This is a genomic window from Streptomyces sp. NBC_01298 (genome assembly GCF_035978755.1).
Taxonomy (GTDB): Bacteria; Actinomycetota; Actinomycetes; order Streptomycetales; family Streptomycetaceae; genus Streptomyces.
Genome location: NZ_CP108414.1, coordinates 3,483,929 through 3,507,949 on the forward strand (window position 1 = coordinate 3,483,929; position 24,021 = coordinate 3,507,949).

Sequence of the window (24,021 nt, forward strand, 5' to 3'; positions counted from 1 at the left end):
CCGCTCCCTGGCCCTGCTGCACGACAGCGGCGTCCCGGCCGAGGAGATCCCCGTCCGGCTGCGCAGCACCGCGCAGGCCGTGCTCAGCGGGGTCGGCTACTGGCCGCGCTGCCAGTTCGTGGTCGCCTCGGGCGAGTGGCGCGGGACCGGTCCCGTCCCCGCCGCGGCCCTGCGCGTCCTCCTGGAGGAGGCCCTGGTCCAGGAGGACGGCCCGGTGCCGGTCTCCTCGGAGGACATCGCCGCCACCGTCGACGGCGACCGGGCGGTCCTGCTCGTCCTGGTCCCCGAGCCCTCGGACGCCCACCCCGACCCCGCCCTCGACCACGCCGCGCTCCAGCGCAGGTTCGCCGCGGCGCTCGCCCGCTGGCTCGGGCCCGAGGACGGCGTCTCCATCGGCGTCAGCTCACCGGTGGCCGAGCCGGGCAACGCCCGCCGCTCGCTGGAACAGGCCCACCACGCGATGCGGATCGCCCGCGCGGACCCCGAGCCGGTGACGGTACGCGGCCCGGAGGACCTCACCTCGCCCATCCTGACCCTGCTCCCCCTCATCCCCGCCGAAGCCCGCCGGGCCTTCGCCGCCCGTCTCCTGGGCCCCCTGCGCGATCACGACGCCCGCCACCGGACCGACCTCCTGGCCACCCTGGAGGCCTTCCTCGACTGCGACCCTCCTGGACCGCCTGCGCCGCCCGCCTCCACCTCCACCTCCACGTGAACTCGCTGCGCCGGCGCGTCGCCCGGATCGAACACCTCACGCAGTGCGACCTGTCCCGCCTGGAAACCCGGCTGGACTTCCTGGCGGCCCTGAAGACCACCACGCTGATGGCGCAGGTGCCCGCCGGCTTCGAGGTCGAGCGGGAGATGACGATCCGCCTCGATGCCCGCAACCGACCCGAGCCGGACCTCCTGCTGACGGACCTGTCCTATGACCCCGACCGCACCTGGTACGCCCCGGAAGCCGTGAAGCTCGTCGTCGAGGTCGTGTCGCCCGAATCCGCCCACCGCGACCGCATCGTCAAGCTGCGCAAGTACGCGGAGGCCGGCATCCCGCACTACTGGCGCGTCGAGGACGAGGACGGGGCCCCCGTCGTGCACGTCTTCGAGCTCGAAGAACCGGCAGGCGCCTACGCGCCCGCCGGCATCTTCCGCGGCACCCTCCGGCGCCCGGTGCCCTTCGAGATCAGCCTCGACCTCGACAAGCTCACGCCGCCCCGGAGCAGCTGAGGATTCGGCGGGGCACGCGAAAGGGGCCGGACTCTCGGAGTCCGGCCCCTTTCGCCATGCGCCGCTACGAACCCGTGGTCAGATCCGCTTCGCGCTCCGCAGGGTCGCCGCGTAGTAGCCGTTGCCGTCCAGGCGGGAGGTACCGCCCTTGTCGCCGATGGTCGGGCCGTTGGCCTCTTCGCGGCTGGAGATGAAGATCTGGTGTCCGTCGGTGTCGGTGCCGAGGAACATGCCCGTGTGGTCCAGCCGCTCTCCGGTGCGCCCGTCCAGCTTGAAGAACAGCAGGTCGCCCGGCTGCAGGACGTCGATGGACGAGGGACGGCCGTCGGCGCCGACCCCCTTGAGCGGGATGACGTTCACGCCGACCTTGGAGCGGGCCATGCCGTTCGCGGTGCGCGGCAGGCCGTCGCCGGTGGCGGTGTCCGTGGCCATCAGTGGGAAGCGGGCCCGGTAGCCGAAGACGGTCCGGATGAAGCCGGAGCAGTCCATCGAGCGGGCGCGCATCGCTTCGGGCTTCATCGTGGTCCCGTTGCGGAAGGTGTACGGGATGCCGAGGTAGTCGAAGAAGTCCGACTCCTCCAGCCGGTAGTCGTTGCCGACCGAGCCGTTCGGGTTGATCGGGCCGAAGCTCGCGTCACCGGCGTACGGGACGCCCTCCGCGTCCTTCTTGACCGGGGCCTGGTCACCGTACTGGAAGGCGATCGCGAAGAGGTCGTCCTCCTCGCTGCCGTGGTACTTCTTGTACCACTCCTGGAACCACTGCTCCTTCTCGGCACCGCTGCGCCAGGTCTCCGGCATCAGCCGCACCCAGTTCTCGGTGACCACCCGGGTCTTGGTGGTGGCCGGCTCGGTGAAGGTGCGGCTGGGGCCGGTGAGGGTGGCGGTGCGGGCGCCGTCCGTGAAGGTCGCGAGGATCCCGCCCTTGCCGTCACGCAGCACGGAACGCTCCGGGTTCTTCAGCCGCTCCCACTTCTGGGCGGTGTCCTCGGCGCCCCCCTTGCCGGCGACGGGGGCGTCGACGATCGTCTGGATGGCCGGCGCCTTGGCCTGCTCCTCCTTGCGCAGCTCGATGGTGAAGTAGGCGCTGCCGGCCAGCAGCGCGATCACGGTGGCCGCGTGCAGGACGGGACGTGTGCGGCGCTTGGACGTGGCGGTCATCGGTTACTCCGGGCGAGGTCGGTCGAGCGGGCGAAAGGACGGACGGGGGCGGGCGGCCGGGCCGGGGTCACGCGTGCTGCAAGAAGCCGAGCAGGATGCCGGCGGTCAGCACGACGTACGTCATGAGCGTCGCGGAGCCGGTGGCCAGCAGCGTGGCCCCCTTGGGCTGACGGACCAGCTGGTAGGCGATCAGGCCGGGCACGATGAAGCCGAGGGTCTGGTTCGCGTACAGCAGCGGGAACTTCAGCTGCAGCAGGAGCACCACACCGCCCTGGAGCAGCACGCCGATGAGCACGACGGTCGCGAACAGCCGCTTGCCGTAGAGGATCACGTAGCGCTGGGCGACGAGGGTGAGCGAGTACGTCAGGACGGTGACGCCGAGGACGATCGCGGCGCGCTGGAGGTCCTCGATGAGGGTGAGGGCCAGCCAGCCCGGGGTGATCATGCCGCCGGGGGACAGGTTGGTCGTCAGGTAGCAGACGAGGGAGAACAGCAGACCCAGGGCGATGCCGATCGCGGCGATCTCGGGGGTGAGGACGGCGGGGATCAACGGGGTTCTCCTGGGTTAGACCACTGCGGGGGCTGCGGGTTCTCGGGCTGGGGTCGCCGGGGCGGCGGCGGGAGCTGCGGCTGCTGCTGCGGCTGCTGAAGGGGCAGCGGCTGGGGCTGCTGGAGTTGTGGCCAGGCCGCCGACGTCAGCTCCGGACGCCGCGGCTGCTGCTGCGCCGCCGGCTGGTACTGCTCGTACGACGGGTCGTACCCCTGGTGCTGCGGCTGCTGCTGGTGCGGGAACTGCTGCTGCTGGAACTGCTGGTGCGGGTACTGCTGCTGCTGGAACTGCTGGTTCGCGTAGCCCTGGTTCGCGTAGTGGTGCTGTCCCTCGCCGCGCGGCGTCGGGATGTGGGGGTTGCGCATGCGGCGCTCTTCCTCGGCCGCGGGCAGGTTCGCGTACGGGTCGAGGTGCTTGACGTACAGCGCCATGGTCTGGTCGTGCCGCACGTGCTGGGCGGGCGTGCCGGGCGCGGCCGGGATCTCGCCGTCCTCCTCGAAGGAGGGCAGTTCGGCGAGGTGCTCCAGCAGGATCTCGCCCTGGCCGTGGATGTTGCCGATGGCCACGAGCGAGGACTCCTGGCCGAGGTGGCCGAGGAGCTCGTGCATGAACTCCTCGCCGTCGCGGTCGCCGCCGAGGTCCACGGCGCGGTCGCGCCAGTCGGCGGGGATCGCGTCGATGGCGCTCTTCGCCGGGTGGCCGATGACGAACACCTTGTCGGGCTGGAGGTCGGGCACGATCTGGCCCATCTGGCCGTTGCGCTCGACGCGGTCGGGGCGGCAGTTGATGACCACGTTGAGCGGGCGGCTGATCGCGCCGAGGTCCAGGAGCTGGTTGATGTTCATCAGCGTGGATTCGGGGTCGTTGGCCGCGAACACGTTCGCGAACCGCAGCCGCTTGTCGCCGGGGCCGATGTACCGCTCGACGGAGAGCACGCCCGGGTCCGGCGGGGCGTCGTACATGCCCTGCAGCGCGGTCTCCCGGTCGATGCCGAGCAGCTCGGCCACGACGAGCGCGATGGCCACGTTCTCCTTGAAGGTGAACCAGCTGAAGCCGCGCAGCTCCTCGTCGCTGACGATCTCGGGGTCGGCGTAGATGAGCCGGCAGTTCCGCGCGTCCGCTTCCTCCTGGAGGACGTGGAAGCGGTCCTTCTCGGCGGTGACGCAGATGCCGTCGTGCGGCATGGAGCGGGACAGCGAGCGGCCGATGTCGTCCAGGGTCGGGCCCATCTCGGCCACGTGGTCCTCACGGACGTTGCACAGCACGCCGATGGTGGACTGGATCAGCTTTTCCTGGTTGAGCTCCTGGAGCGGGGGCATGACGGCCATGCACTCCATGACCAGCGCGTCGGGCTTGTAGGCCGCGGCGCGGCGCACGATGCCGATCTGCTCGACGACGTTGGCGATGCCGAACTTGCGGTAGACCGGCTCCTCGGTGGCGTCCGGGTGGATGAAGCGGGCCGCGGTGCCGGTGGTCTTGGCGACCGTGACCAGTCCGCCGCCGCGCAGTGCGCCCGCGACGAGCCGGGTGATGGAGCTCTTGCCGCGGATGCCGTTGACCAGCACCCGGGTGGGTATTTCTTCCAGGTTGGCGAAGTGCCGCCGCTGCTCGACGACGCCGGCGATCAGCATCACCACGCAGCAGACGACCAGCACGACGAAGAGAAAGATCACGGGTCAGTTCCTTCCGGCCTTGGCAGCCGGAACGGTCCGGCCTGCGGCGGCGCTCGCGTCCCGCTTGCGCAGCTCCTGGACCTGCTGCCTGATGACTTCCAGGCTGCGGGTGACGGCGCCGACCTCGTCGTGGTGGCGCGGGTAGAGGACGGTACGGCGGTCGCCGTCCGCCAGGGCTTCGGCCCGCTGCGCCAGTTCGCGCAGCGCCTGGATCACCACGATGTACAGCCAGCCGAGACAGACCAGGGCGGCCGTGAGGCCGAGCAGGCCGGCGAGGACCGTGCGGTTCTGCAGGTTGTACTCGGGGATGGCGAGCCCCTTGGCCGGCTGCCAGCTGACCACGGTCCAGGCCAGCGGCTTCGCGGCGCCGCCGCCCACCATCGGGACCGCGGCGGCGATGGTGATGTCTTCGTTGCCGCCGCGCAGCAGGGCGCTGCTGGGGCGCGGGCCCTTGCCGACCTTCTGGTTGGCTCCGGCCGCCAGTGCCCGGATGCTCTCGTTCGGCAGCTGCTGGAAGGCCAGGTAGCCGTGGTTGCCGCCGATCACGCGCTGCTTCTCGTCGATCACCCGGATCTCGCCCAGGCCGGGTCGCTTGAGCAGCGAGTTGAGGAAGTCGATGCGCAGCTCTCCGACCACGGACGCGCCCTTGAGGCCGGGGGCCGGGGCGAACTCGACGATGACCGGCGCGTTGCCGGATTCGAGCAGCACGACGGGCTCTTCGCCCTCGGCGGGGGCCTTGCCGCTCGGGCGCCGGGGCGGGGCCCCGGCCTTGGCGGTGACGGTGCCGTCCGCCTGGAGCACGTACAGGGACTCGTAGCGCTGGTGCTGGGTGAGGGTGCGCTGCAGGATGCCGCCGATCTCGGCGGGGGTGGTCTCCGGGCCGATCAGCGTGCCCACGGAGGTGAGGTCCGCGTGGCCCTCGTTGAGGGCGCGGCGGACCCGGTCGGCCATGGTGTCGGTGCGTTCGCGCTGGTCGTGGACGAGCGTCTGCGGTACGGGGACGGAGTCACCGGCTCGGTTGAGCAGCAGCACCAGGGGCGCGGACCACAGCAGCAGCAGCGCGCCGCAGGCGGCGAGCAGGGCGCGGGCGCCGATCCGGCCGCGGCCGCGGCCGGGGTTATGGGCCTTCTGGGCCTCGGCGGTCTCGCCGAGCAGCTGGCGGCGCAGCCGTTCCAGGGCGGTGCCGATGCGGGCGGCCTCGCCGTACTTGGGCCGGTTGACCGGACGGTTCAGGTCGCCGCGGCTGAGCCGGCGGCTCTCCAGGAAGAGCTGGAGCAGCGGCTTCTGCACGGTGCCGATGAGGAGGGAGACCGCGAGGAGGCCGATGATGAGCAGGACGGCCGCGGCGATGATCCCGAAGAGGGGGTCGACGACCGCGGTGCGGTCCTCGGTGACGCTGACGAGGGAGACGACGGTCAGACCGAGGGCGGTGGCGGCGGTGCCCTTGCCGGCCTCGGGGCCGGTCAGGCTCGCGTAGCCGACGACGGTCCGCTCACCGCTGTTGGAGGGGCCGAGGAGGCTGCCGCTGACGCCGCGGAAGCCGCCGGCGCCGGGCTCCTTGGTCGTCAGCGGGTTGACCTTCGTCTTCCGCGCGGCGATCTTGGCGTACTTCTTGAGCTGCTTGCGGGCCTGCTCGGTGTCTTCCTTGACGTCCTCGGACTGGATCTGCTCGTCGTTGGCGATTCCGTCACTGCTGAGGATCTGTCCGGTGGAGTCGGTGACCGCGATGGCCCGGAACTTGCCGAGGCTGACGCCGGGGAACCGCAGGCTGCTGGAGGCGACGAGCAGTTTCTGGGGCTGACCGGGCCAGGACAGGACGGCGAAGGTGAGCAAGCGGGTCTCGCCGTTCTCCAGGCGCACCATGCGCGGGACGAGGCCGTTGGCCCCGGAGAGCGTGGCGTGGTCGATGGCGGTCAGCGGGACGTTCTCTCCGCGCTGGGCCTCCAGCCGTCCCGACTTGACCTCGATGACGGCCGTACCGCGCCACTTCTGGTAGACGTTGCCGAGCTTGTCGAGCACCGTGTCGGCGGAGACCGGGCTGCCCGCGTTGAAGAGGGTGGCGGTGCGGGAGATGTCGGTGATCGACTCGTCCAGCGAGGCCCGCATCGCGATGGCGCCGTCCTCCGCGAAGTACTGCTGGGAGGTGCGGACCGCCTCGGGGACGGACTCGTTCGCCACCTTGCCGAGGTGGAAGGCGGTGAGCGCGGACAGTGCGAGCAGCAGCGCGGACAGCGCGGCGATGGGCGGCCGGATGCCGCCCAGCAGCGACATGTCCGCTCTACGGCGGGCCTTCTGCCGCCGCTTCGTGCGCGACGCGGACAACGGGACTCCTGAGAATGTGGGTAAGGGTGCGGGTGCGGGTGCGGTGGTTCGCCGGGAGGATCGTCAGCGGTTCGTCAGGGGCGCCAGTCCGTACTTGCCGCCACCCCGGTTGAGCAGGGTGCCCTGCGTGCGCTCGTAGGCGAGTTCGTAGCGGGCGCGCCGTTCGGGCGACACCGCGCCGCCGTTCTTCAGCGCCGTGGTGAGCTCGATCAGCCGGTGGTCCTTGACCTGTCCGGTGTCGGGCACCTTGACCGCGGGGTCGGTGACCTCCGCCTCCGGCGGGAGCTCCACGAAGGTGGGGACGTACCGGGCCTGGACGTTCCACCGGCCGTTCTTCTCGGCGAACTCGAACCAGCCGATGACACCCTCCTCGGACAGTCCGCTGGGCACCTCGTGCCGGGCCAGCTGGTTGCCGAGTCCGTACGCGACCCAGATGTCGCCGACCTTCTCCATGGGCTGCACGACGTGGGCGTGGTGGCCGATGACCAGGTTGATCCCGGTCCTCTCGGAGATCTTCTTGGCGAGGCTCAGCTGGACGGCGTTCGGGGCGGGCTGGTGTTCCGTGCCCCAGTGGATGCTGAGGATGACCACCTCGGCGCCGGCGGCCCGGGCGGCCTTCTCGGCGGCCGAGATGGCGTCGATCGAGGTCTTGTTCGCCAGCCAGGGCTTGTCCGCGGGAACCTCTCGGCCGTTGAACCCGCCGGCGAAGGAGATCTGCGCGACCTTGACGCCCTTGACGTCCATGATCAGCGGCGTGGCGCCCTCTTTCGCGTTGCGGGCGGAGCCGGTGTGCTTGAGGCCCGCCTTGTCCAGGGCGTCGAGGGTGTTCTTGACGCCGCCCGCGCCGTGGTCGAGCGCGTGGTTCGACGCGGTCGAGCAGGTGTCGTACCCGATGTCCTTGAGGGTCGTGGTGACCTGCGGCGGCGCGATGAAGTCGGGGAAGCTCTGGAACGGCCCCTGCGGCTTGCCCAGCACCGGCTCCATGTGGCAGATCGCCAGGTCGGCCTTGCTGATGACCGGCTTCACCGAGGCCATCATCGGGCCGAAGTCCATGCCGCCCTTGCCCCCGGCCTTGCCGTCCTGCTCGGCCTGGGCGGTCAGCTCGGGGTGGATCAGTACGTCACCGGCCGCGGCCACGGTGAACGAACGGCCCTTGGCTCCCACCGCCAGTCGACCTGTGGCGTCACCACCGGATCCCCCGCCTCCGAGAAGTCCACAACCGGCTAGGGCGGTGGAGAGGAGCAGGGTGAGCGCTCCGGTGCGGAGCGTGACGAGAGAGGCGGATATCTTCACTCGGTCTATCTTTATCCGATCATGACTCCGATCCTCCCGAAACGTATAACGATTAAGGCAACTCTCTGCGCGATGGCAGTCGTGGCCGCGATTGTGGCGTATTTCACGCTGTCATCTGGGCAACCATCAGCCGAAATGCAGGTGAATTCCCGCCCCTCGGCGGGACCCGAGGTCGATCTGGAAAAGCGGATTACGGGATTCACCCAGTCATTCGGCGAGCGAGGGGGGTACCGGATCCCCACCTCGGACGAGCGCCGGACGCTCACCCAGGGTGTCGCCCTGCTGCTGGACGGCGACCAGGAGGGGGCGCACAGACGGCTGGCCGAGGTCGACTTCACCGTGCAGTCGTTCACGGACTCGGCGAGCGGCCGCCACTTCGCCGAAGTCGCCGACGCGGCGGGCGGTTCGGGCCCCGCGAGCCGGGGTTGGGGGCGGGTCTACGTGGACCTGGACGCCAAGCCGAGCTGGAGCGTGCAGGTCCCGCACCCGATCGCCGACCAGGAGACCGAGCGGCTCGGCGCCCGGGTGCTGCGCGGGTCTCCCGGCGGGGTGATGGTGGTGGCCGGCGCCCACCGGACGGCCGGCGAGGGGGACTCCGCGGATGTGGCGCACCGCACGGATTCGGTGTTCCACCAGGTCATCGAGGAGCTGATGAAGCGCCGCCTGCCGGGGGTGCAGCTGCACGGGTTCGCCAACGAGTCCTTCCCCGAATTCGACGCCGTGGTGTCGACGGGGGCCGGGGACCGCGCGATGGCCGAAGCCAGGACCCTGTCGACGGCGCTGAGCGGTGAGGGCCTGGAGGTCTGCCGGGCCTTCGTCCGTAAATGCAAACTGTCCGGCACCTCGAACGAGCAGGGCCAGGTGGCGGCCGAGGAAAAGCTCCGTTTCCTCCATATTGAACTCGCTCGGGCGATAAGGACCGACAACGACCGGGTCGACGATGTCGCCAAGGCGATCACCGTCCTCACCAAGCGCTGGTCCCGGTCCTGACGGGACACGGGTACCAGCCGGCGGGCTGAGAGGCGCGCAGACGGCAAAGGCCGCCCAGCCTGCTCCGCAGCAGGTCGGGCGGCCTTTCGCCAGACGGATCAGACGTTGAAGCGGAACTCCACGACGTCGCCGTCCTGCATGATGTAGTCCTTGCCCTCCATGCGGGCCTTGCCCTTGGAGCGGGCCTCGGCGACCGAGCCGCAGGCGACGAGGTCCTCGAAGGAGATGATCTCCGCCTTGATGAAGCCGCGCTGGAAGTCCGTGTGGATCACGCCGGCGGCCTCGGGGGCGGTGGCGCCCTTCTTGATGGTCCAGGCGCGGGTTTCCTTCGGGCCGGCCGTCAGGTAGGTCTGCAGGCCCAGGGTGGCGAAGCCGACGCGGCCGAGGGTGGCCATGCCGGGCTCTTCCTGGCCGACCGACTGGAGGAGCTCCAGTGCCTCGTCGTCCTCGAGCTCGATGAGCTCGGCCTCCAGCTTGGCGTTCAGGAAGATCGCCTCGGCCGGGGCGACCAGCGCGCTCTGCTCCGCCTTGAAGGCGTCGTCCGTCAGCTCGTCCTCGTCGACGTTGAAGACGTAGAGGAACGGCTTGACCGTGAGGAGGTGCAGCTCGTGGAGGAGGTCGCCCTGCTCCGTGCCCTTCGTGATCCCGTGCGAGAAGAGGGTGTCGCCCGCTTCGAGGATCTTCACGGCCTTCTCGACGGCCGCGAGGACCGCGACCTTCTCCTTCTGGAGGCGGGACTCCTTCGTCAGGCGCGGCACCGCCTTCTCGATGGACTGGAGGTCCGCGAGGATCAGCTCGGTGTTGATGGTCTCGATGTCGTCCTTCGGCGAGACCTTGCCGTCGACGTGGACGACGTTCTCGTCCTTGAAGGCGCGGATGACCTGGCAGATCGCGTCCGACTCGCGGATGTTCGCGAGGAACTTGTTGCCGAGGCCCTCACCCTCCGACGCACCGCGCACGATGCCGGCGATGTCGACGAAGTCGACGGTGGCCGGGAGGAGCTTGGCGGAACCGAAGATGCCGGCCAGAACGCCGAGGCGGACGTCCGGAACGCCGACGACGCCGACGTTCGGCTCGATCGTGGCGAACGGGTAGTTGGCCGCCAGCACGTCGTTCTTGGTCAGGGCGTTGAACAGGGTCGACTTGCCGACATTCGGCAGGCCGACGATTCCGATCGTGAGCGACACGTTGGCGACTTCCCGTAGCTGGAGGGGGCGGCGGCCCGGAGTGGGCCAAGGAGCAGTTTACTTTCCGATGAGGGGGCCCCGATGTACGCGTGTCCGGGCACGCGATCGGCCGCCTCCCCGCCTAGTTTTGGGGGGTGGAGCGATACAAGGCGCGTACGGTACGTCACCCGGCGGAGCGGGCCCCGGCCCAGCGGGCCGCCCCGACCCCCGCGCAGCGGGCCTCCTCGGCCCCCGGACCCGCCGCCGGGCAGGCGCCGGTACGGGTACGCCGGCTGCCGCGGCCCCGGCTGACCGGGATCGGCGGCGGGCTCTTCGCCTGCGCCGCGATGTTCCTGATCGGCGGCCTCGACTGGCTGCTGTTCGACGCCTCGCTGTTCGTCTACGGCCTGCTCTTCCTGCCCGTGGCGGCCGCCACCGCCCTGTGGGTGCGGCCCGCGGACCTGATCACCGCGCCCATCACCGCGCCGATCGCCTTCGCCGCCGGAGTGTGGCCCGTGTCGGGCGGCTCCGGCGGCTTCGCCGGCGAGGTGATGGGTCTGGTGTCCGCGCTGTCCCTGCACGCGGGCTGGCTGTACGCGGGGACGCTCGTCGCGGCGCTGATCGCACTCGTCCGCAAGGCCGTGCTCATCGGCCGGCGCCGCATGCCCCGCCGCGCCGCCTAGCGAGCCCCGCCGCCCCGCGCCCGGGTCCGCCCGGCCGGCCCCGCCGCCCCGTCGGCAGACCGGCCCCTCCCGCTACCCGGACCCTCCCGCTACCCGGCCCCGGAAGCCGTCCGCGCCGCCATCGCCGCGCCCACGATGCCCGCGTTGTTCTGCAGCTCCGCCGGCACGATCCGCGCCCGGACGCCCTCGATCAGCGGCAGGAACTTCTCCGGCTTGCGGCTCACGCCCCCGCCGATGATGAACAGGTCCGGGGAGAACAGCATCTCCACGTGCGCCAGGTACTTCCCGACCCGGTGCGCCCAGCGCTCCCAGGTCAGGTCCCCGTCTTCCTTCGCCTTCACCGAGGCCCGCGTCTCCGCGTCGTGGCCCTTCAGCTCCAGGTGCCCCAGCTCGGTGTTGGGCACCAGGTGCCCGTCCGTGAACAGCGCGCTGCCGATCCCGGTGCCCAGCGTGAGCAGGATGACGGTGCCGTCGACCCCGCGCCCCGCCCCGTAGGCCATTTCCGCGACCCCGGCCGCGTCCGCGTCGTTCAGGACCGTCACCGGACGGCCGTCGAGCTTCGAGGAGAGCAGCGCCGCCGTGTCCACGCCGACCCAGGCCTTGTCCATGTTGGCCGCCGACCGGGTCACCCCGCCCGTGACCACCCCGGGGAAGGTCACCCCCACCGGGCCGTCCCAGTCGAAGTGGCGCACCACCTCGACGACGCAGCCGGCCACCCCGTCGGGGGTGGCCGGCTGCGGTGTCAGTACCTTGTGGCGCTCCTGCGCCAGGTCGCCACGGTTCAGGTCCACGGGAGCGCCCTTGATCCCGGAACCGCCGATGTCCACGCCGAAGATCTCCATGGACTCACCGTACGAAAAGACCTGCCGGAGCGCCCTGCCGGGGAGAGGCCTACTTCTCTACGCCCGACCCCGCGCCCGACCCCGCGCCCGGCGCCGCCACGAGCTCCGCCGCCTCCGCGCGCAGGTCGCGGCGCAGCTCCTTGGGCAGGGAGAACACGATGGACTCCTCGGCCGTCTTGACGATCTCCACGTCCCCGTACCCGCGCGCGGCCAGCCATTCCAGCACCTCGTCCACCAGCACCTCCGGCACCGAGGCGCCCGAGGTCAGACCGACGGTGGTGACGCCTTCGAGCCAGGCCTCGTCGATCTCGCTCGCGAAGTCCACGAGGTACGAGGCCTTCGCGCCGGCGTCGAGGGCGACCTCGACCAGGCGGATGGAGTTCGAGGAGTTCTTGGAGCCGACGACGATGACCAGGTCGCAGTCCTTGCCCATCACCTTGACCGCCTCCTGGCGGTTGGAGGTGGCGTAGCAGATGTCGTCGCTGGGCGGCGAGACGAGCAGCGGGAACCTGGTCTTCAGGGCGTCGACCGTCTCCATCGTCTCGTCGACGGAGAGGGTGGTCTGCGACAGCCAGACGACCTTCGACTCGTCGCGGACGGTGACCTTCTCCACGTCGTGCGGGCCGTCCACGATGGTGATGTGGTCCGGGGCCTCGCCGGAGGTGCCGATGACCTCCTCGTGGCCCTCGTGGCCGATGAGGAGGATGTCGAAGTCCTCGTTCGCGTAGCGGATCGCTTCCTTGTGCACCTTGGTGACCAGGGGGCAGGTGGCGTCGATCGTCGCGAGCTTGCCGCGGGCCGCCTCCTCGTGCACCACCGGGGCCACGCCGTGCGCGGAGAACATCACGATGGAGCCCTCGGGGACCTCCTCCGTCCGCTCGACGAAGATCGCGCCCTTGTTCTCCAGGGTCTTCACGACGTACTTGTTGTGCACGATCTCGTGCCGCACGTAGACCGGTGCGCCGTACTGTTCGAGGGCCTTCTCGACGGCGATCACGGCTCGGTCCACGCCCGCGCAGTAGCCGCGCGGGGCGGCGAGGAGAACGCGGCGGGATGCGGGAGCGGGGGCGTCAGCAGTCATGGGCTCCATCGTACGGGGGTGTCCAGCAGGCCGGGGATCGCCCGTTCGGCACAAACTGGGTCGAACATCCGCACCTGCCTTACTCCCGGAGGAAAGATGGCGTCCGCGACGGATCCCAGTAGGCCGCCCGGCGCGTCCGGTCCGGCCGGTCCGCCCGGCGGCCCGTCCGCCGCGCCCGGCACCTCGCTCAACCGCAGTCTCGGATTCCGGGACCTGGTGGTCTACGGGCTGCTCTTCATCGCCCCCATGGCCCCGGTCGGGGTCTTCGGCACCCTCGACGCCAAGTCGCACGGGGCCGTCGCCCTCGTCTACCTCGTCGCGACCATCGCGATGGCCTTCACCGCCTTCTCCTACGCGCAGATGGTGCGCGTGGCCCCGCAGGCCGGCTCCGTCTTCACGTACGCCCGCAAGGGCCTCGGCGAGGGTCCCGGGCTGATCGCCGGCTGGATGGCGATGCTCGACTACCTGCTGATCCCGGCGGTCGCGTACCTGTTCTCCGGGATCGCCATGAACGCCCTGGTCCCGGAGGTGTCCCGGTGGGTGTGGACGGCCCTGGCGGTGGTCGTGACCACCCTGCTGAACCTGTGGGGCGTACGGGCCGCCGCGCGCGTGGGCTTCGCCGTGCTGGCCATGGAGATCGCGGTCCTGCTGGTGTTCCTGGTCTCGGCGGTGACCGTGCTGATCCAGGGCGCGGAGCACCGCGACTGGCTCTCCCCCTTCACGGGCGACGGCTCGCTCGGCGGCTTCTCCATGGCCGCCGTGCTCGGCGCGGTGTCGGTCGCGGTCCTGTCCTACCTGGGCTTCGACGCCATCGCCTCCTTCGCCGAGGAGGTGACGGGGGGCAGCGCGAAGGTGGCCCGGGCGGTGCTGTTCTGCCTGGCGCTGACCGGGGTGCTCTTCATCGCCCAGACCTACCTGGCGGCCCTCCTCAGCCCCCTGACGGCGGCGGAGCTGGCCGCGGAGCCCGGGAAGCAGGGCTCGGCCTTCTACACGACCGTCGAGGCCTCCGTAGGCATGTGGCTGCACGACCTGGTCGCCGTCAGCAAGGCCATCGGGGCCGCCTTCGCCGCGCTGGCCGGGCAGGCCGCGGCGGGCCGGCTGCTCTTCGCGATGGCCCGCGAGGGGCGGCTGCCCCGCGCCCTCTCCCGCACCTCCCACGGGACCCCGCGCCCGGCCCTGCTGGTGGCGGCGACGGTCACGCTGATCGCGGCCGTGTGGGCGGCCCGGCGCGACGACGGGCTGGACCACCTGGTGTCGGTGGTCGACATCGGGGCGCTCGTGGCGTTCACACTGCTGCACGCCTCGGTGGTCGGCTGGTTCGTGGTCAAGCGCCGCGAGGGGGCCCCGAACTGGTTCAAGCACCTGGTGATCCCGGTCCTCGGCGCCGCCGTGACCATCACCGTGATCGTCGAGGCCTCGTGGACGGCGCAACTGGTGGGGGCAGTGTGGCTGCTGGTGGGCCTGTGCATCCTGGTGGCCCAGCGCGGGCGACGCGGGCGGGACGAGGGGTCCCTGCCCGACGCCGGTGTCAGTTCTGGCGGTTAGCCTGCGTGCATGGGTCTGAATTCGTCGGCTGACGCGCCGCTGCCGGTCGGTCAGGTGTCCCGGCTCATCGGGGGCTGGATCGACAAGCTCGGCCAGGTGTGGGTGGAAGGGCAGATCACGCAGCTCTCGCGGCGGCCGGGAGCGGGGGTGGTCTTCCTGACGCTGCGCGATCCCTCGCACGACATCTCCCTGAGCGTGACCTGCTTCCGGCAGGTCTTCGACGAGGTCGCGGACTCGGTGACGGAGGGCGCGCGCGTCGTCGTGCTCGCCAAGCCCGAGTGGTACGCCCCGCGCGGGCAGCTGTCCCTGCGGGCCACCGAGATACGGCCCGTCGGCATCGGCGAGCTCCTGGCCCGGCTGGAGCGGCTCAAGCGCTCGCTGGCCTCCGAGGGGCTCTTCGCGCTGGACCGCAAGAAGCCGCTGCCGTTCCTGCCGCAGCTGATCGGGCTGGTGGTGGGGCGGGCCTCGGCGGCCGAGCGCGATGTGCTGGAGAACGCGCGGCGCAGGTGGCCGGCGGTCCGCTTCGAGGTCCGCAACGTCGCCGTCCAGGGGGTGCACGCGGTGCCCCAGGTGATCCAGGCGGTCAAGGAGCTGGACGCCATGCCCGAGGTCGACGTGATCATCGTGGCCCGCGGCGGCGGCAGCGTGGAGGACCTGCTGCCCTTCTCCGACGAGGAGGTCGTACGGACCGTCGCGGCGGCCCGTACGCCCGTGGTCTCGGCGATCGGGCACGAGCCGGACTCCCCGCTGCTGGACCTGGTCGCGGACCTGCGGGCCTCCACGCCCACGGACGCGGCGAAGAAGGTGGTCCCGGACGTCGGCGAGGAGCTGGAGCGGGTGAGCCAGTTGCAGGGCCGGGGGCTGCGCGCCGTGCGCGGGCTGCTCGACCGGGAGGAGCGGGGGCTCGCCCACGCGCTCGCGCGGCCGGTCTTCGTCCATCCCCAGCGGATGGTGGAGACCCGGGAGGCGGAGGTGGACGCGCTGCTGGCGCGCGGCCGCCGGACCCTGGGGCACCTGCTGGACCGGGCCGATTCGGAGCTGGCGCACACCCTCGCCCGGGTGGTGGCGCTGTCCCCGGCGGCCACCCTGGAGCGCGGGTACGCGGTGCTCCAGCGGGCCGACGGGCACGTGGTGCGCTCGCCCGGGGACGTGATGGAGGGCGACGTGCTGCGGGCGCGGGTGGCGGAGGGGGAGTTCCCGGTGCGGGTCACCGCCGCCGAGGAGCCCTCGTAGGCGGTGCCGCGGCCGCGGGCAGGACCGGCGGAACGCTTCACTCTGCCGCAACACATTTCGTTGTACTACACAGTTAAGGTGGGAGCGGGAATGGCCGAAACCGATACGGCGCTGGGGTACGAGCAGGCCCGGGACGAGCTGATCGAGGTCGTCCGCAAGCTGGAGGCGGGCGGGACCTCGCTGGAGGACTCCCTCGCGCTCTGGGAGCGCGGCGAGGAACTCGCGAAGGTGTGCCGCCACTGGCTGGAGGGGGCCCGCGCCCGGCTGGACTCGGCGCTGGCGGCGCGCGAGGCGGCGGAGGGCGCCGGCGGGTCCGGCGGGTCCGGACCGGAGTGATCCCCCTCACCCGCGGGCAGATTTAGTTGAAATTTCACCTATCTCCGCCGTAGTCTTTCGGACATCGCTTCAGCAGCCCGCACAGAAGAAGGCTTTCCGATGTCTCTCGTTCTCGACGCCGCCGCTCAGGACCTCCTCTTCCGTGAGGCCCGCACCGCCAACACGTTCTCCGACGAGCCGGTGACCGAGGAGCAGGTCCAGGCGATCTACGACCTGGTGAAGTTCGGCCCGACCGCCTTCAACCAGACGCCGCTGCGCATCACCCTGGTCCGCTCCCCCGAGGCCCGCGAGCGCCTCGTGAAGCACATGGCCCAGGGCAACCAGGCCAAGACCGCCACCGCCCCGCTGGTCGCGATCCTGTCCGCGGACAACGAGTTCCACGAGGAGCTCCCGCAGCTGCTCCCCCACTTCCCGCAGGCCAAGGACGCCTTCTTCTCCGAGCGCCCGGTCCGCGAGCAGTCCGCGCTGGTCAACGCCTCGCTGCAGGCCGCGTACTTCATCATCGGCGTCCGCGCCGCCGGCCTGGCCGCCGGCCCGATGACCGGCCTGGACTTCGCCGGCCTCCAGAAGGAGTTCCTGGACGGCGACCACACCCCGCTGATGGTCGTCAACATCGGCAAGCCGGGCGAGGACGCCTGGTTCCCGCGCTCCCCGCGCCTGGAGTTCGACCAGGTCATCAAGACCGTCTGAGCCCAGCCCCGCAGGCAGGACACGGATGAGGCCGCGCTCCCCGGGATTCCGGGGAGCGCGGCCTCATCCGTGTCCTGCCGTGCTCGGAAGCCCTACGAACCCTGCTTGAACTCCAGCGCCGCGGCCATCGCGCCGAGCTGCTCGAAGGAGGCCGTCCCGGTCACCACCGTGACGTAGCCCTGCTCGTGCCGGACGAGGGCGTCGTACTTCTCGCCGTCCCAGCGCTCCCAGACCCGGTCGCCGACCTGCTGGGTCTCCCCGGTGGCCTCGGCCTTGCGGGTGACCTTCGCGATGTACTTGTCCGTGGCGTCCGCGGACTGCTCCACCGCCACGTACTGCTGCGCCGGGTCCAGGAAGCCCAGGTGCCAGGCGGCGGCGTCCTTGCGCGTGTAGCTCACCGAGGTCGCCCGCCACTCCGGCGGCAGCCCGACGGGCACCGCCACGGGGTACGGAGCCGCGCGCCGGGCCGTGAGGCTCTCGACGCGGTAGTCGACCACCTTCGTCGGGTCGGCCTTCTCGTCATGTGGGATGACCAAATAGATCCCTCCGACCACGAGGCCGATCACCGCCAGCGACCGGACCATGTCCACGACCGTCTGCTTGCCCTTCATACCTGCCACACCCCCATGGTCCCGCATGGCTCCGGGCGATCGCCGCCGGGGTCCGCAAGGCACGCCGCGCGCGGCGCAAGATGTCCGCTCAGGACAATCCGCTGACCGATATGGCGCTCATACGTGACCCGGTCTGCTCAATATGTCGACGTACCGATAGAGTCCAGGGACCCTCACTCCCGGCCGTCGCCGTACAGAAAGGTGCGCTCCGATGACCGAGCACAACCTGCCGCCCCAGCTCGAAGTCTCTCCGGAGGCACCCGACCGCAACCTGGCCCTGGAACTCGTACGGGTCACCGAGGCCGCCGCCATGGCCGCGGGCCGCTGGGTCGGACGCGGTGACAAGCTCGGCGCCGACGGCGCTGCCGTCAACGCGATGCGGACCCTGATCTCCACCGTCTCGATGAACGGCGTCGTCGTCATCGGCGAGGGCGAGAAGGACGAAGCCCCGATGCTCTTCAACGGCGAGCGGGTCGGCGACGGCACCGGTGCCGAGGTGGACATCGCCGTGGACCCCATCGACGGCACCACCCTGAACGCCAAGGGCATGCCGAACGCGATCGCCGTCCTGGCCGCCGCCGACCGCGGCACCATGTTCGACCCGTCCGCGGTGTTCTACATGGAGAAGCTGGTCACCGGTCCCGAGGCCGCCGACTTTGTCGACATCAACGCCCCGGTCTCCGTCAACATCCGCCGCGTCGCCAAGGCCAAGAACATGGCCGTGGAGGACGTCACGGTGATCATCCTCGACCGTCCCCGTCACGAGGGCATCGTCAAGGAGATCCGCGAGACCGGCGCGCGCATCAAGTTCATCTCCGACGGCGACGTCGCCGGCTCGGTCCTGGCGGTCACCGAGGACAGCGGCATCGACCTGCTGCTCGGCATCGGCGGCACCCCCGAGGGCATCATCTCGGCCTGCGCGATCAAGTGCATGGGCGGCACCATCCAGGGCAAGCTGTGGCCCAAGGACGATGCCGAGCGCCAGAAGGCGATCGACGCCGGCCACGACCTGGACCGCGTCCTGTTCACGGACGACCTGGTCTCCGGCGACAACGTGTTCTTCGTCGCCACCGGCATCACGGACGGCGAGCTGCTGCGCGGCGTCCACTACCGCTCGGAGACCGCGACGACCTCCTCGCTGGTCATGCGCTCGAAGTCGGGCACGATCCGGCAGATCGACTCGACGCACCGCCTCTCGAAGCTCCGCGCGTACAGCGCGATCGACTTCGACCGCGCCAAGTAGGACGACGGCCGCACGGCTCCGCCGGGCATACGGAAGGGGCGCTCCCGCGTGCGGCGGGGGCGCCCCTTGCGCATGTCCCCTGACGGGACGGCACGCTACGAGGCTTCGCGCAGCTCCCCCGCCCGGCGCCGCCGGCGGGCCAGCACCACCCGGCGCTCGGCGGCCGTCAGCCCGCCCCAGACTCCGTAGGGCTCGGGCTGGATCAGCGCGTGCTCCCGGCAGGCGACCATGACGGGGCAGCGGGCGCAGACCCGCTTGGCGGCGTCCTCACGGGACAGCCGGGCGGCGGTCGGCTCCTTGGAGGGGGCGAAGAACAGCCCGGCCTCGTCGCGCCGGCACACCGCGTCCGCGTGCCAGGGGCCGTCCTCTTCCCTGGCCGGCACCCGAGGCTTCGGAACGACCGCCGCCGGGCGCCCCTGAAGACTCTGGACGGCGGCTACCTGCAGGGACTGGCGCGGCGGATGCGGCACGGTCTACTCCTGACGACGTATACGCGAGCGAGAGAGGCGACGCACCTGTCCCTACCCGCTGTGCGCGCCCCTATGCACCGTGTGCCGCCGATCCGGCCGGTTCGACCGAAAGGTGATCCCGCCCGGCCCCGCTCCCGTCACCCGGATGTCATGCGGCGGACGGCGTCCAGTCGGGCCGCCGGCCCAGGAAGGCGAGCAGCGCACCGGCCGGATCGGTGTCCGGATCGGGCGCGGGGAGGAGCGCCGGGGCGTACGCGAACCCGCGCAGCGGCTCGGCGAGCGCCCGGGCGGCCGGGCTCAGGGCCGCCGCGAGGGCGGGGGTCAGCGGGGAGGCCTGGCCGGTGGCGACCGCGAGGTCCCAGGCGTGGACGGCTGCGTCGAGGGCGGCCGCCGCGACCGCGGTCTCGGCGGGGAGGGTGAACGGGGGCAGCGGCACGGCCACCTCGGCGGTGCCCGGCAGCACCCCGGCGAAGGCCTCCGCGGCGGCGGCGAGGGCGGGTTCCAGCAGCTCCGCGGGACTGCCCGTCAGGGCGCCGGTGGGCGCGAAGGGGTCCTCGTCCGGTCCCGGCCCGCCGGTGACGCGGCCCGCGTAGGCGAGTTGGTCGCCGGCCGCGTGCTGGAGCACTTGGCCGACATTCCACTGGTCGCAGGGCGTCGGTGCGCCGAGGGCATCGGCCGGTACGGCGGCCGCGACGGAGCGCAGCGCCCCGTACGCCTGGTCGAGCAGGTCCCACTTGGATGCGGTCATGAGCGCGACCCTACGATCACCTACCGGCCAAAGAGGCTCATTTCAGAGGCAGTTGCCGGCGTGTCGGGCTCACCGGGTGCCCTCCCAGCCCTTGCGGAGCCGGTTCGCCAGGTCCACCAGGCGGGCGCCGAGCTTGGGGCGGGCCTCGATGTTGCCCAGCAGCGCGAAGCCGCGGACGATCACGACCGGGGCCTGCGGGTCGGTCTCGCCGCGGCCCTCGCCCCGCACCTCGAAGTTGCCGAGGACCCCGCTGCCGTAGCCGCGCAGCGTGACGTTCTCCGGGACCAGGATCTCGACGTTGCCGAGGATGCTGGTCACGCTGATCTCGGTGACCTGCTGCTCGAAGACCGCCTGGGTCAGGTCGATGCTGATGTCGCCCATGACGGAGACCGCGCGGGTGTGCGCGCCCGGCCGCCAGCGGCCCTTGCGGGAGGAGCTGCTGCACACGGCGACGACCGTCTCGACGGGCGCGCCCGCCGGCACCCCCGCGTACGCGGGCTCCTGCCGGCCGCCGGCGCCGGGCGCGGGCAGGTCCCGTACGAGCACGTCCAGCTCCGCGACCGTCTTCACCGCGTACAGCGAGTCGAGCCGCTCGGAGTGCTCCTCGGCGGTCAGCCGCCCTTCGGCGACGGCGTCGGCGAGGATCTGCGCGATCCGGTCCCGGTCCGCGTCGGAGGCGCGCAGCCCGGGGGCGTGCGCGGGGGCCGGCGCGGGGGCCGGCGCGGATGAGGGCTGCTTTTCCAGGTCCACGGGCCCCAGCATAGCGAGACACGATAGATCGCGATACTGGCCAGTGAGCCTTACCTCACAACAAAAGCCACCGGAAGAGGTCCTACGCTGGATACCGCGCTGCCAAACGGTCGTCAGCGCCGTCTGCCGAGTGAGGGAATGACTGCCGTCATGCCAGAGTTTGCGTACACCGACCTGCTGCCCCTGGGCGAGGACTCCACCCCGTACCGGCTGGTGACCGCCGAAGGCGTCTCGACCTTCGAGGCCGACGGCCGTACGTTCCTCAAGGTCGAGCCGGAGGCGCTGCGCAAGCTCGCCGAAGAGGCCATCCACGACATCCAGCACTTCCTGCGCCCCGCGCACCTCGCGCAGCTGCGCCGCATCATCGACGACCCCGAGGCCTCCGCGAACGACAAGTTCGTCGCCCTCGACCTCCTGAAGAACGCCAACATCGCGGCGGCCGGCGTCCTGCCGATGTGCCAGGACACGGGCACGGCGATCGTGATGGGCAAGCGCGGTCAGAACGTCCTGACGGAGGGCGCCGACGAGGCGGCCCTGTCCCGCGGCATCTACGACGCATACACCCGCCTGAACCTGCGCTACTCGCAGATGGCCCCGGTCACCATGTGGGAGGAGAAGAACACCGGCTCGAACCTGCCCGCGCAGATCGAGCTGTACGCGACCGACGGCGGCGCGTACAAGTTCCTCTTCATGGCCAAGGGCGGCGGCTCCGCCAACAAGTCCTTCCTCTACCAGGAGACCAAGGCGGTCCTCAACGAGGCCTCCATGATGAAGTTCCTGGAAGAGAAGATCCGCTCGCTCGGTACGGCGGCCTGCCCGCCGTACCACCTGGCGATCGTGGTCGGCGGCACCTCTGCGGAGCACGCCCTGAAGACCGCCAAGTACGCCTCCGCGCACTACCTGGACGAGCTGCCCACGGAGGGCTCTCCGCTGGGCCACGGCTTCCGCGACGAGGCCCTGGAGCAGCAGGTCTTCGAACTCACCCAGAAGATCGGCATCGGCGCGCAGTTCGGCGGCAAGTACTTCTGCCACGACGTCCGCGTCGTCCGCCTCCCCCGCCACGGCGCGTCCCTCCCGATCGCGATCGCCGTCTCCTGCTCCGCGGACCGCCAGGCCACCGCGAAGATCACCCCCGAGGGCGTCTTCCTGGAGCAGCTGGAGCGCGACCCGGCACGCTTCCTCCCGGAGACGACGGACGAGCACCTGGACGACGCCTCCGCGGACGTGGTCTCCATCGACCTGAACCAGCCGATGGACGACATCCTCGCCACGCTCACCCGGCACCCGGTGAAGACCCGCCTCTCCCTCACCGGCCCGCTGGTCGTGGCGCGCGACATCGCGCACGCCAAGATCAAGGAACTCCTCGACTCGGGCGCGGAGATGCCGCAGTACCTGAAGGACCACCCGGTCTACTACGCGGGCCCCGCGAAGACGCCCGAGGGCTACGCGTCGGGCTCCTTCGGCCCGACCACGGCCGGCCGCATGGACTCCTACGTCGAGCAGTTCCAGGCGGCGGGCGGCTCCAAGGTCATGCTGGCCAAGGGCAACCGCTCCCAGCAGGTCACCGACGCCTGCGGCAAGCACGGCGGCTTCTACCTCGGCTCCATCGGCGGCCCCGCGGCGCGCCTCGCGCAGGACTGCATCAAGAAGGTCGAGGTCCTGGAGTACGAGGAGCTCGGCATGGAGGCCGTCTGGAAGATCGAGGTCGAGGACTTCCCGGCCTTCATCGTGGTCGACGACAAGGGCAACGACTTCTTCCAGAACCCGGCCCCGGAACCCACCTTCACCCACATCCCGGTCCGCGGCCCGGGCCTGGCGTAACGCCTCCCCCTGCCGGGGCGGGCGGACGTCCCGCCCCGGCAGGGCACGTATGACGCACCGTCAATTCGGAGAACTGCGTACGAGTTGACGGAACGACCCTTGACGCGCCCGCGCCGGTCCGCACAAGGTGGCTGCGTGATCATGACTCGTTCCGCCCCCTGGCCGGTCGCGGCCGTCCTCGCGGTCCTGACCGCCACCGCCTGCACGTCGGGCGGCGGGGGCGCGGTAGCACCCGGTCCGCCGAGGCCGCGTCCGCGCCGACTGCTCGCGTCCCCCCGCCCGGCGCGAGGTCCCGCCTATCCCGGATGGACCGTGAAGCCGGACTCCTGGAGGAGGGCCGTCAGGTGGCGGGCCTCCACCGGGGTGGCGCGGTAGCCGTCGCGGATCGCGGCCAGGAGTTCCCGCATCGTCAGGCCGAGCTCATCGCGGAAGACCTTCAGGGCCGGGGCGGGGGCGCCGCGCAGCGGCAGCAGGACCGTTCCCTCGGCCGCCACCACGGCCGCGCGGACCTCCGCCGGGGGCAGGCCCCGCCCTCCGTCGAGGTGGCACGTCTCCGCGGCTCCGAAACCGCAGGTGTCGCACTCCCACTCGGACCTCCACAGCAGCCGGCCCCGTTCGATCAGCTGCCACGCGTGGAAGACGCAGCGCGGGCAGGGCTCGCAGTACAAGGTCGGCGTCATCGGCTCCGGCATGGCGACACCCTGCCCTGCCCGGCAGGGGCACCGCATGCGGTTAACGTCGGGGACACGAGCCCGCGTCTGGGTGTTCACCCCGGTTTGCAAGGATTTCCGCATGGCAGCGACGACCGACCCCGCCCAGGCCCGCGCCACGCGGGTCATCGCCCATCGCGGGGCCTCCCACGAGTATCCCGAGCACACCATGGCCGCGTACCGGCAGGCCATCGCCGACGGGGCCGACGCGCTCGAATGCGACGTACGGCTCACCGCCGACCACCGGCTGGTCTGCGTGCACGACCGGCGGGTCGAGCGGACCTCCGACGGGCGCGGGGTCGTCTCCGAGATGACGTACGAGGAGCTGCGCGCCCTCGACTTCGGCGCGTGGAAGGGGCCCGGCCACGCCGGGGCCGGGGTGCTGCTCTTCGAGGACCTGCTCAAGGAGGCGCTGGCCGCCCCCCACCCCGTCGGGCTGGCCGTGGAGACCAAGCACCCCACCCGCGCGGGCGGCCGCCTGGAGGCCGAGCTGGTGCGGCTGCTCGGGGAGTACGGGCTCGCCGACGGCGGGGCCGGCCGCGTCGAGGTGATGAGCTTCTCCCGGTCCGCGCTGACCCGCATGCACCGCCTCGCCCCGGGACTGCCCGCCGTGTACCTGATCGAGCGCGGGATCCGGCCGCCGCGGCCCCCGTACGCCACGCACGCGGGCCCGGGCATCGAGCTCGTACGGCGGGACCCGGCTCTGGTGGGCCGGCTGAAGGCGAAGGGGCTCCGGGTGCGCGTGTGGACCGTGGACGAGCCCGAGGACGTGGAGCTCTGCGTCCGCCTGGGCGTGGACACGCTCATCACCAACCGGCCCCGGGACGTGCGCAAACTGCTGCTGGACATGTAGGCACCCGGCCGGGGTGCGCCGACCGGGTGTGG

At 71.3% G+C, this 24,021-nt stretch carries 24 protein-coding genes; 11 read left to right on the forward strand and 13 right to left on the reverse strand.

What is annotated here, in order from left to right; all coding sequences use genetic code 11:
* Nucleotides 1–79: 79 nt before the first annotated feature.
* Together OG730_RS15500 and OG730_RS15505 are read left to right on the forward strand one after the other, a co-directional pair.
* Nucleotides 80–712 carry a PucR family transcriptional regulator gene (locus OG730_RS15500; RefSeq protein ID WP_327304796.1) on the forward strand — a complete coding sequence of 211 codons (633 nt, stop codon included), beginning with the start codon at nucleotides 80–82 and terminating at the stop codon, nucleotides 710–712.
* Nucleotides 709–1,221 (forward strand): Uma2 family endonuclease, encoded by a 513-nt coding sequence (locus OG730_RS15505; RefSeq protein WP_327304797.1) that lies wholly within the window; start codon nucleotides 709–711, stop codon nucleotides 1,219–1,221. The genes OG730_RS15500 and OG730_RS15505 overlap by 4 nt, the downstream gene beginning before the upstream one ends.
* 78 nt (nucleotides 1,222–1,299) lie before the next feature.
* Here OG730_RS15505 and OG730_RS15510 read toward each other — a convergent pair whose 3' ends face one another.
* The 5 genes from OG730_RS15510 to OG730_RS15530 all read right to left on the reverse strand — a co-directional run bounded on the left by OG730_RS15510 (nucleotide 1,300) and on the right by OG730_RS15530 (nucleotide 8,217).
* Nucleotides 1,300–2,379, reverse strand: a complete 1,080-nt coding sequence (locus OG730_RS15510) for a C40 family peptidase (protein ID WP_327304798.1) — start codon at nucleotides 2,377–2,379, stop codon at nucleotides 1,300–1,302.
* Between the two features lie 67 nt (nucleotides 2,380–2,446).
* A complete protein-coding gene (locus OG730_RS15515) occupies nucleotides 2,447–2,929 on the reverse strand; it encodes a poly-gamma-glutamate biosynthesis protein PgsC/CapC (protein ID WP_327304799.1) in 483 nt (160 codons plus the stop codon).
* Nucleotides 2,926–4,602 carry a poly-gamma-glutamate synthase PgsB gene (gene pgsB / locus OG730_RS15520; RefSeq protein WP_327304800.1) on the reverse strand — a complete coding sequence of 559 codons (1,677 nt, stop codon included), beginning with the start codon at nucleotides 4,600–4,602 and terminating at the stop codon, nucleotides 2,926–2,928. The genes OG730_RS15515 and pgsB overlap by 4 nt, the downstream gene beginning before the upstream one ends.
* Before the next feature lie 3 nt (nucleotides 4,603–4,605).
* Nucleotides 4,606–6,924, reverse strand: a complete 2,319-nt coding sequence (locus OG730_RS15525; RefSeq protein WP_327304801.1) for a HAMP domain-containing protein — start codon at nucleotides 6,922–6,924, stop codon at nucleotides 4,606–4,608.
* A gap of 63 nt (nucleotides 6,925–6,987) precedes the next feature.
* Nucleotides 6,988–8,217: a CapA family protein gene (locus OG730_RS15530; RefSeq protein ID WP_327304802.1), complete on the reverse strand. Its 1,230-nt coding sequence runs from the start codon at nucleotides 8,215–8,217 to the stop codon at nucleotides 6,988–6,990.
* 135 nt (nucleotides 8,218–8,352) lie between these two features.
* On the opposite strand from OG730_RS15530, the gene OG730_RS15535 reads away from it, so the two are divergent.
* Nucleotides 8,353–9,207 (forward strand): hypothetical protein, encoded by an 855-nt coding sequence (locus OG730_RS15535; RefSeq protein WP_327304803.1) that lies wholly within the window; start codon nucleotides 8,353–8,355, stop codon nucleotides 9,205–9,207.
* Between the two features lie 98 nt (nucleotides 9,208–9,305).
* Here OG730_RS15535 and ychF read toward each other — a convergent pair whose 3' ends face one another.
* On the reverse strand, nucleotides 9,306–10,394 hold the full coding sequence (gene ychF / locus OG730_RS15540; RefSeq protein WP_327304804.1) for a redox-regulated ATPase YchF: 1,089 nt from the start codon (nucleotides 10,392–10,394) through the stop codon (nucleotides 9,306–9,308).
* Between the two features lie 134 nt (nucleotides 10,395–10,528).
* On the opposite strand from ychF, the gene OG730_RS15545 reads away from it, so the two are divergent.
* Nucleotides 10,529–11,056, forward strand: coding sequence for a DUF6542 domain-containing protein (locus OG730_RS15545; RefSeq protein ID WP_442814931.1), 528 nt, complete (start codon nucleotides 10,529–10,531; stop codon nucleotides 11,054–11,056).
* Between the two features lie 89 nt (nucleotides 11,057–11,145).
* Here OG730_RS15545 and ppgK read toward each other — a convergent pair whose 3' ends face one another.
* Both ppgK and OG730_RS15555 read right to left on the reverse strand, forming a co-directional pair.
* Nucleotides 11,146–11,898 (reverse strand): polyphosphate--glucose phosphotransferase, encoded by a 753-nt coding sequence (gene ppgK, locus OG730_RS15550; protein WP_327304805.1) that lies wholly within the window; start codon nucleotides 11,896–11,898, stop codon nucleotides 11,146–11,148.
* 49 nt (nucleotides 11,899–11,947) lie between these two features.
* Nucleotides 11,948–12,988, reverse strand: a complete 1,041-nt coding sequence (locus tag OG730_RS15555; RefSeq protein ID WP_327304806.1) for a 4-hydroxy-3-methylbut-2-enyl diphosphate reductase — start codon at nucleotides 12,986–12,988, stop codon at nucleotides 11,948–11,950.
* Between the two features lie 87 nt (nucleotides 12,989–13,075).
* Here OG730_RS15555 and OG730_RS15560 point away from each other — a divergent pair, with 87 nt between their 5' ends.
* From OG730_RS15560 to OG730_RS15575, 4 genes are all read left to right on the forward strand, one after another.
* On the forward strand, nucleotides 13,076–14,524 hold the full coding sequence (locus tag OG730_RS15560; RefSeq protein WP_327304807.1) for an APC family permease: 1,449 nt from the start codon (nucleotides 13,076–13,078) through the stop codon (nucleotides 14,522–14,524).
* A gap of 9 nt (nucleotides 14,525–14,533) precedes the next feature.
* The gene (xseA, locus tag OG730_RS15565) at nucleotides 14,534–15,757 is read left to right on the forward strand and encodes an exodeoxyribonuclease VII large subunit (RefSeq protein WP_327304808.1); all 1,224 of its coding nucleotides are present in this window, start codon (nucleotides 14,534–14,536) and stop codon (nucleotides 15,755–15,757) included.
* A 90-nt stretch (nucleotides 15,758–15,847) separates the two neighbouring features.
* The gene (locus tag OG730_RS15570) at nucleotides 15,848–16,093 is read left to right on the forward strand and encodes an exodeoxyribonuclease VII small subunit (protein WP_327304809.1); all 246 of its coding nucleotides are present in this window, start codon (nucleotides 15,848–15,850) and stop codon (nucleotides 16,091–16,093) included.
* Nucleotides 16,094–16,192: 99 nt separating this feature from the next.
* Entirely contained in the window at nucleotides 16,193–16,783 is a 591-nt protein-coding gene (locus tag OG730_RS15575) for a malonic semialdehyde reductase (RefSeq protein WP_327304810.1), read from the forward strand.
* Nucleotides 16,784–16,875: 92 nt separating this feature from the next.
* On the opposite strand, the gene OG730_RS15580 is transcribed toward OG730_RS15575, so the two are convergent.
* Complete coding sequence (locus tag OG730_RS15580; protein ID WP_327309279.1) at nucleotides 16,876–17,394, reverse strand: DUF4245 domain-containing protein; 519 nt, start codon at nucleotides 17,392–17,394, stop codon at nucleotides 16,876–16,878.
* Between the two features lie 211 nt (nucleotides 17,395–17,605).
* On the opposite strand from OG730_RS15580, the gene glpX reads away from it, so the two are divergent.
* On the forward strand, nucleotides 17,606–18,637 hold the full coding sequence (gene glpX / locus OG730_RS15585; RefSeq protein WP_327304811.1) for a class II fructose-bisphosphatase: 1,032 nt from the start codon (nucleotides 17,606–17,608) through the stop codon (nucleotides 18,635–18,637).
* A 95-nt stretch (nucleotides 18,638–18,732) separates the two neighbouring features.
* Here the strand turns inward: glpX and OG730_RS15590 are convergent, their stop codons facing one another.
* The 3 genes from OG730_RS15590 to OG730_RS15600 all read right to left on the reverse strand — a co-directional run bounded on the left by OG730_RS15590 (nucleotide 18,733) and on the right by OG730_RS15600 (nucleotide 20,605).
* Nucleotides 18,733–19,107 carry a WhiB family transcriptional regulator gene (locus OG730_RS15590; RefSeq protein WP_374213444.1) on the reverse strand — a complete coding sequence of 125 codons (375 nt, stop codon included), beginning with the start codon at nucleotides 19,105–19,107 and terminating at the stop codon, nucleotides 18,733–18,735.
* Nucleotides 19,108–19,255: 148 nt separating this feature from the next.
* Nucleotides 19,256–19,855, reverse strand: coding sequence for a TIGR03086 family metal-binding protein (locus OG730_RS15595; RefSeq protein WP_327304812.1), 600 nt, complete (start codon nucleotides 19,853–19,855; stop codon nucleotides 19,256–19,258).
* A gap of 69 nt (nucleotides 19,856–19,924) precedes the next feature.
* Nucleotides 19,925–20,605, reverse strand: coding sequence for a DUF1707 SHOCT-like domain-containing protein (locus tag OG730_RS15600; protein ID WP_327304813.1), 681 nt, complete (start codon nucleotides 20,603–20,605; stop codon nucleotides 19,925–19,927).
* Between the two features lie 150 nt (nucleotides 20,606–20,755).
* Between OG730_RS15600 and OG730_RS15605 the strand changes: the two genes are divergently transcribed.
* A complete protein-coding gene (locus tag OG730_RS15605; RefSeq protein ID WP_327304814.1) occupies nucleotides 20,756–22,426 on the forward strand; it encodes a fumarate hydratase in 1,671 nt (556 codons plus the stop codon).
* 296 nt (nucleotides 22,427–22,722) lie between these two features.
* Here OG730_RS15605 and OG730_RS15610 read toward each other — a convergent pair whose 3' ends face one another.
* Nucleotides 22,723–23,118: a hypothetical protein gene (locus OG730_RS15610; protein ID WP_327304815.1), complete on the reverse strand. Its 396-nt coding sequence runs from the start codon at nucleotides 23,116–23,118 to the stop codon at nucleotides 22,723–22,725.
* Nucleotides 23,119–23,218: 100 nt separating this feature from the next.
* Between OG730_RS15610 and OG730_RS15615 the strand changes: the two genes are divergently transcribed.
* On the forward strand, nucleotides 23,219–23,989 hold the full coding sequence (locus OG730_RS15615; RefSeq protein WP_327304816.1) for a glycerophosphodiester phosphodiesterase: 771 nt from the start codon (nucleotides 23,219–23,221) through the stop codon (nucleotides 23,987–23,989).
* Nucleotides 23,990–24,021 lie beyond the last annotated feature (32 nt).

What these genes read in the sequence shown, in the direction of transcription:
- glpX (WP_327304811.1), top strand. Translation starts at nt 17,606, where the DNA reads ATGACCGAGCACAACCTGCCGCCCCAGCTCGAAGTCTCTCCGGAGGCA.
- OG730_RS15555 (WP_327304806.1), bottom strand. Translation starts at nt 12,988, where the DNA reads ATGGAGCCCATGACTGCTGACGCCCCCGCTCCCGCATCCCGCCGCGTT.
- OG730_RS15575 (WP_327304810.1), top strand. Translation starts at nt 16,193, where the DNA reads ATGTCTCTCGTTCTCGACGCCGCCGCTCAGGACCTCCTCTTCCGTGAG.
- ppgK (WP_327304805.1), bottom strand. Translation starts at nt 11,898, where the DNA reads ATGGAGATCTTCGGCGTGGACATCGGCGGTTCCGGGATCAAGGGCGCT.
- xseA (WP_327304808.1), top strand. Translation starts at nt 14,534, where the DNA reads ATGGGTCTGAATTCGTCGGCTGACGCGCCGCTGCCGGTCGGTCAGGTG.
- OG730_RS15535 (WP_327304803.1), top strand. Translation starts at nt 8,353, where the DNA reads ATGCAGGTGAATTCCCGCCCCTCGGCGGGACCCGAGGTCGATCTGGAA.
- OG730_RS15610 (WP_327304815.1), bottom strand. Translation starts at nt 23,118, where the DNA reads ATGCCGGAGCCGATGACGCCGACCTTGTACTGCGAGCCCTGCCCGCGC.
- OG730_RS15570 (WP_327304809.1), top strand. Translation starts at nt 15,848, where the DNA reads ATGGCCGAAACCGATACGGCGCTGGGGTACGAGCAGGCCCGGGACGAG.
- OG730_RS15580 (WP_327309279.1), bottom strand. Translation starts at nt 17,394, where the DNA reads ATGAAGGGCAAGCAGACGGTCGTGGACATGGTCCGGTCGCTGGCGGTG.
- OG730_RS15595 (WP_327304812.1), bottom strand. Translation starts at nt 19,855, where the DNA reads ATGACCGCATCCAAGTGGGACCTGCTCGACCAGGCGTACGGGGCGCTG.
- OG730_RS15605 (WP_327304814.1), top strand. Translation starts at nt 20,756, where the DNA reads ATGCCAGAGTTTGCGTACACCGACCTGCTGCCCCTGGGCGAGGACTCC.
- OG730_RS15615 (WP_327304816.1), top strand. Translation starts at nt 23,219, where the DNA reads ATGGCAGCGACGACCGACCCCGCCCAGGCCCGCGCCACGCGGGTCATC.
- OG730_RS15510 (WP_327304798.1), bottom strand. Translation starts at nt 2,379, where the DNA reads ATGACCGCCACGTCCAAGCGCCGCACACGTCCCGTCCTGCACGCGGCC.
- OG730_RS15560 (WP_327304807.1), top strand. Translation starts at nt 13,076, where the DNA reads ATGGCGTCCGCGACGGATCCCAGTAGGCCGCCCGGCGCGTCCGGTCCG.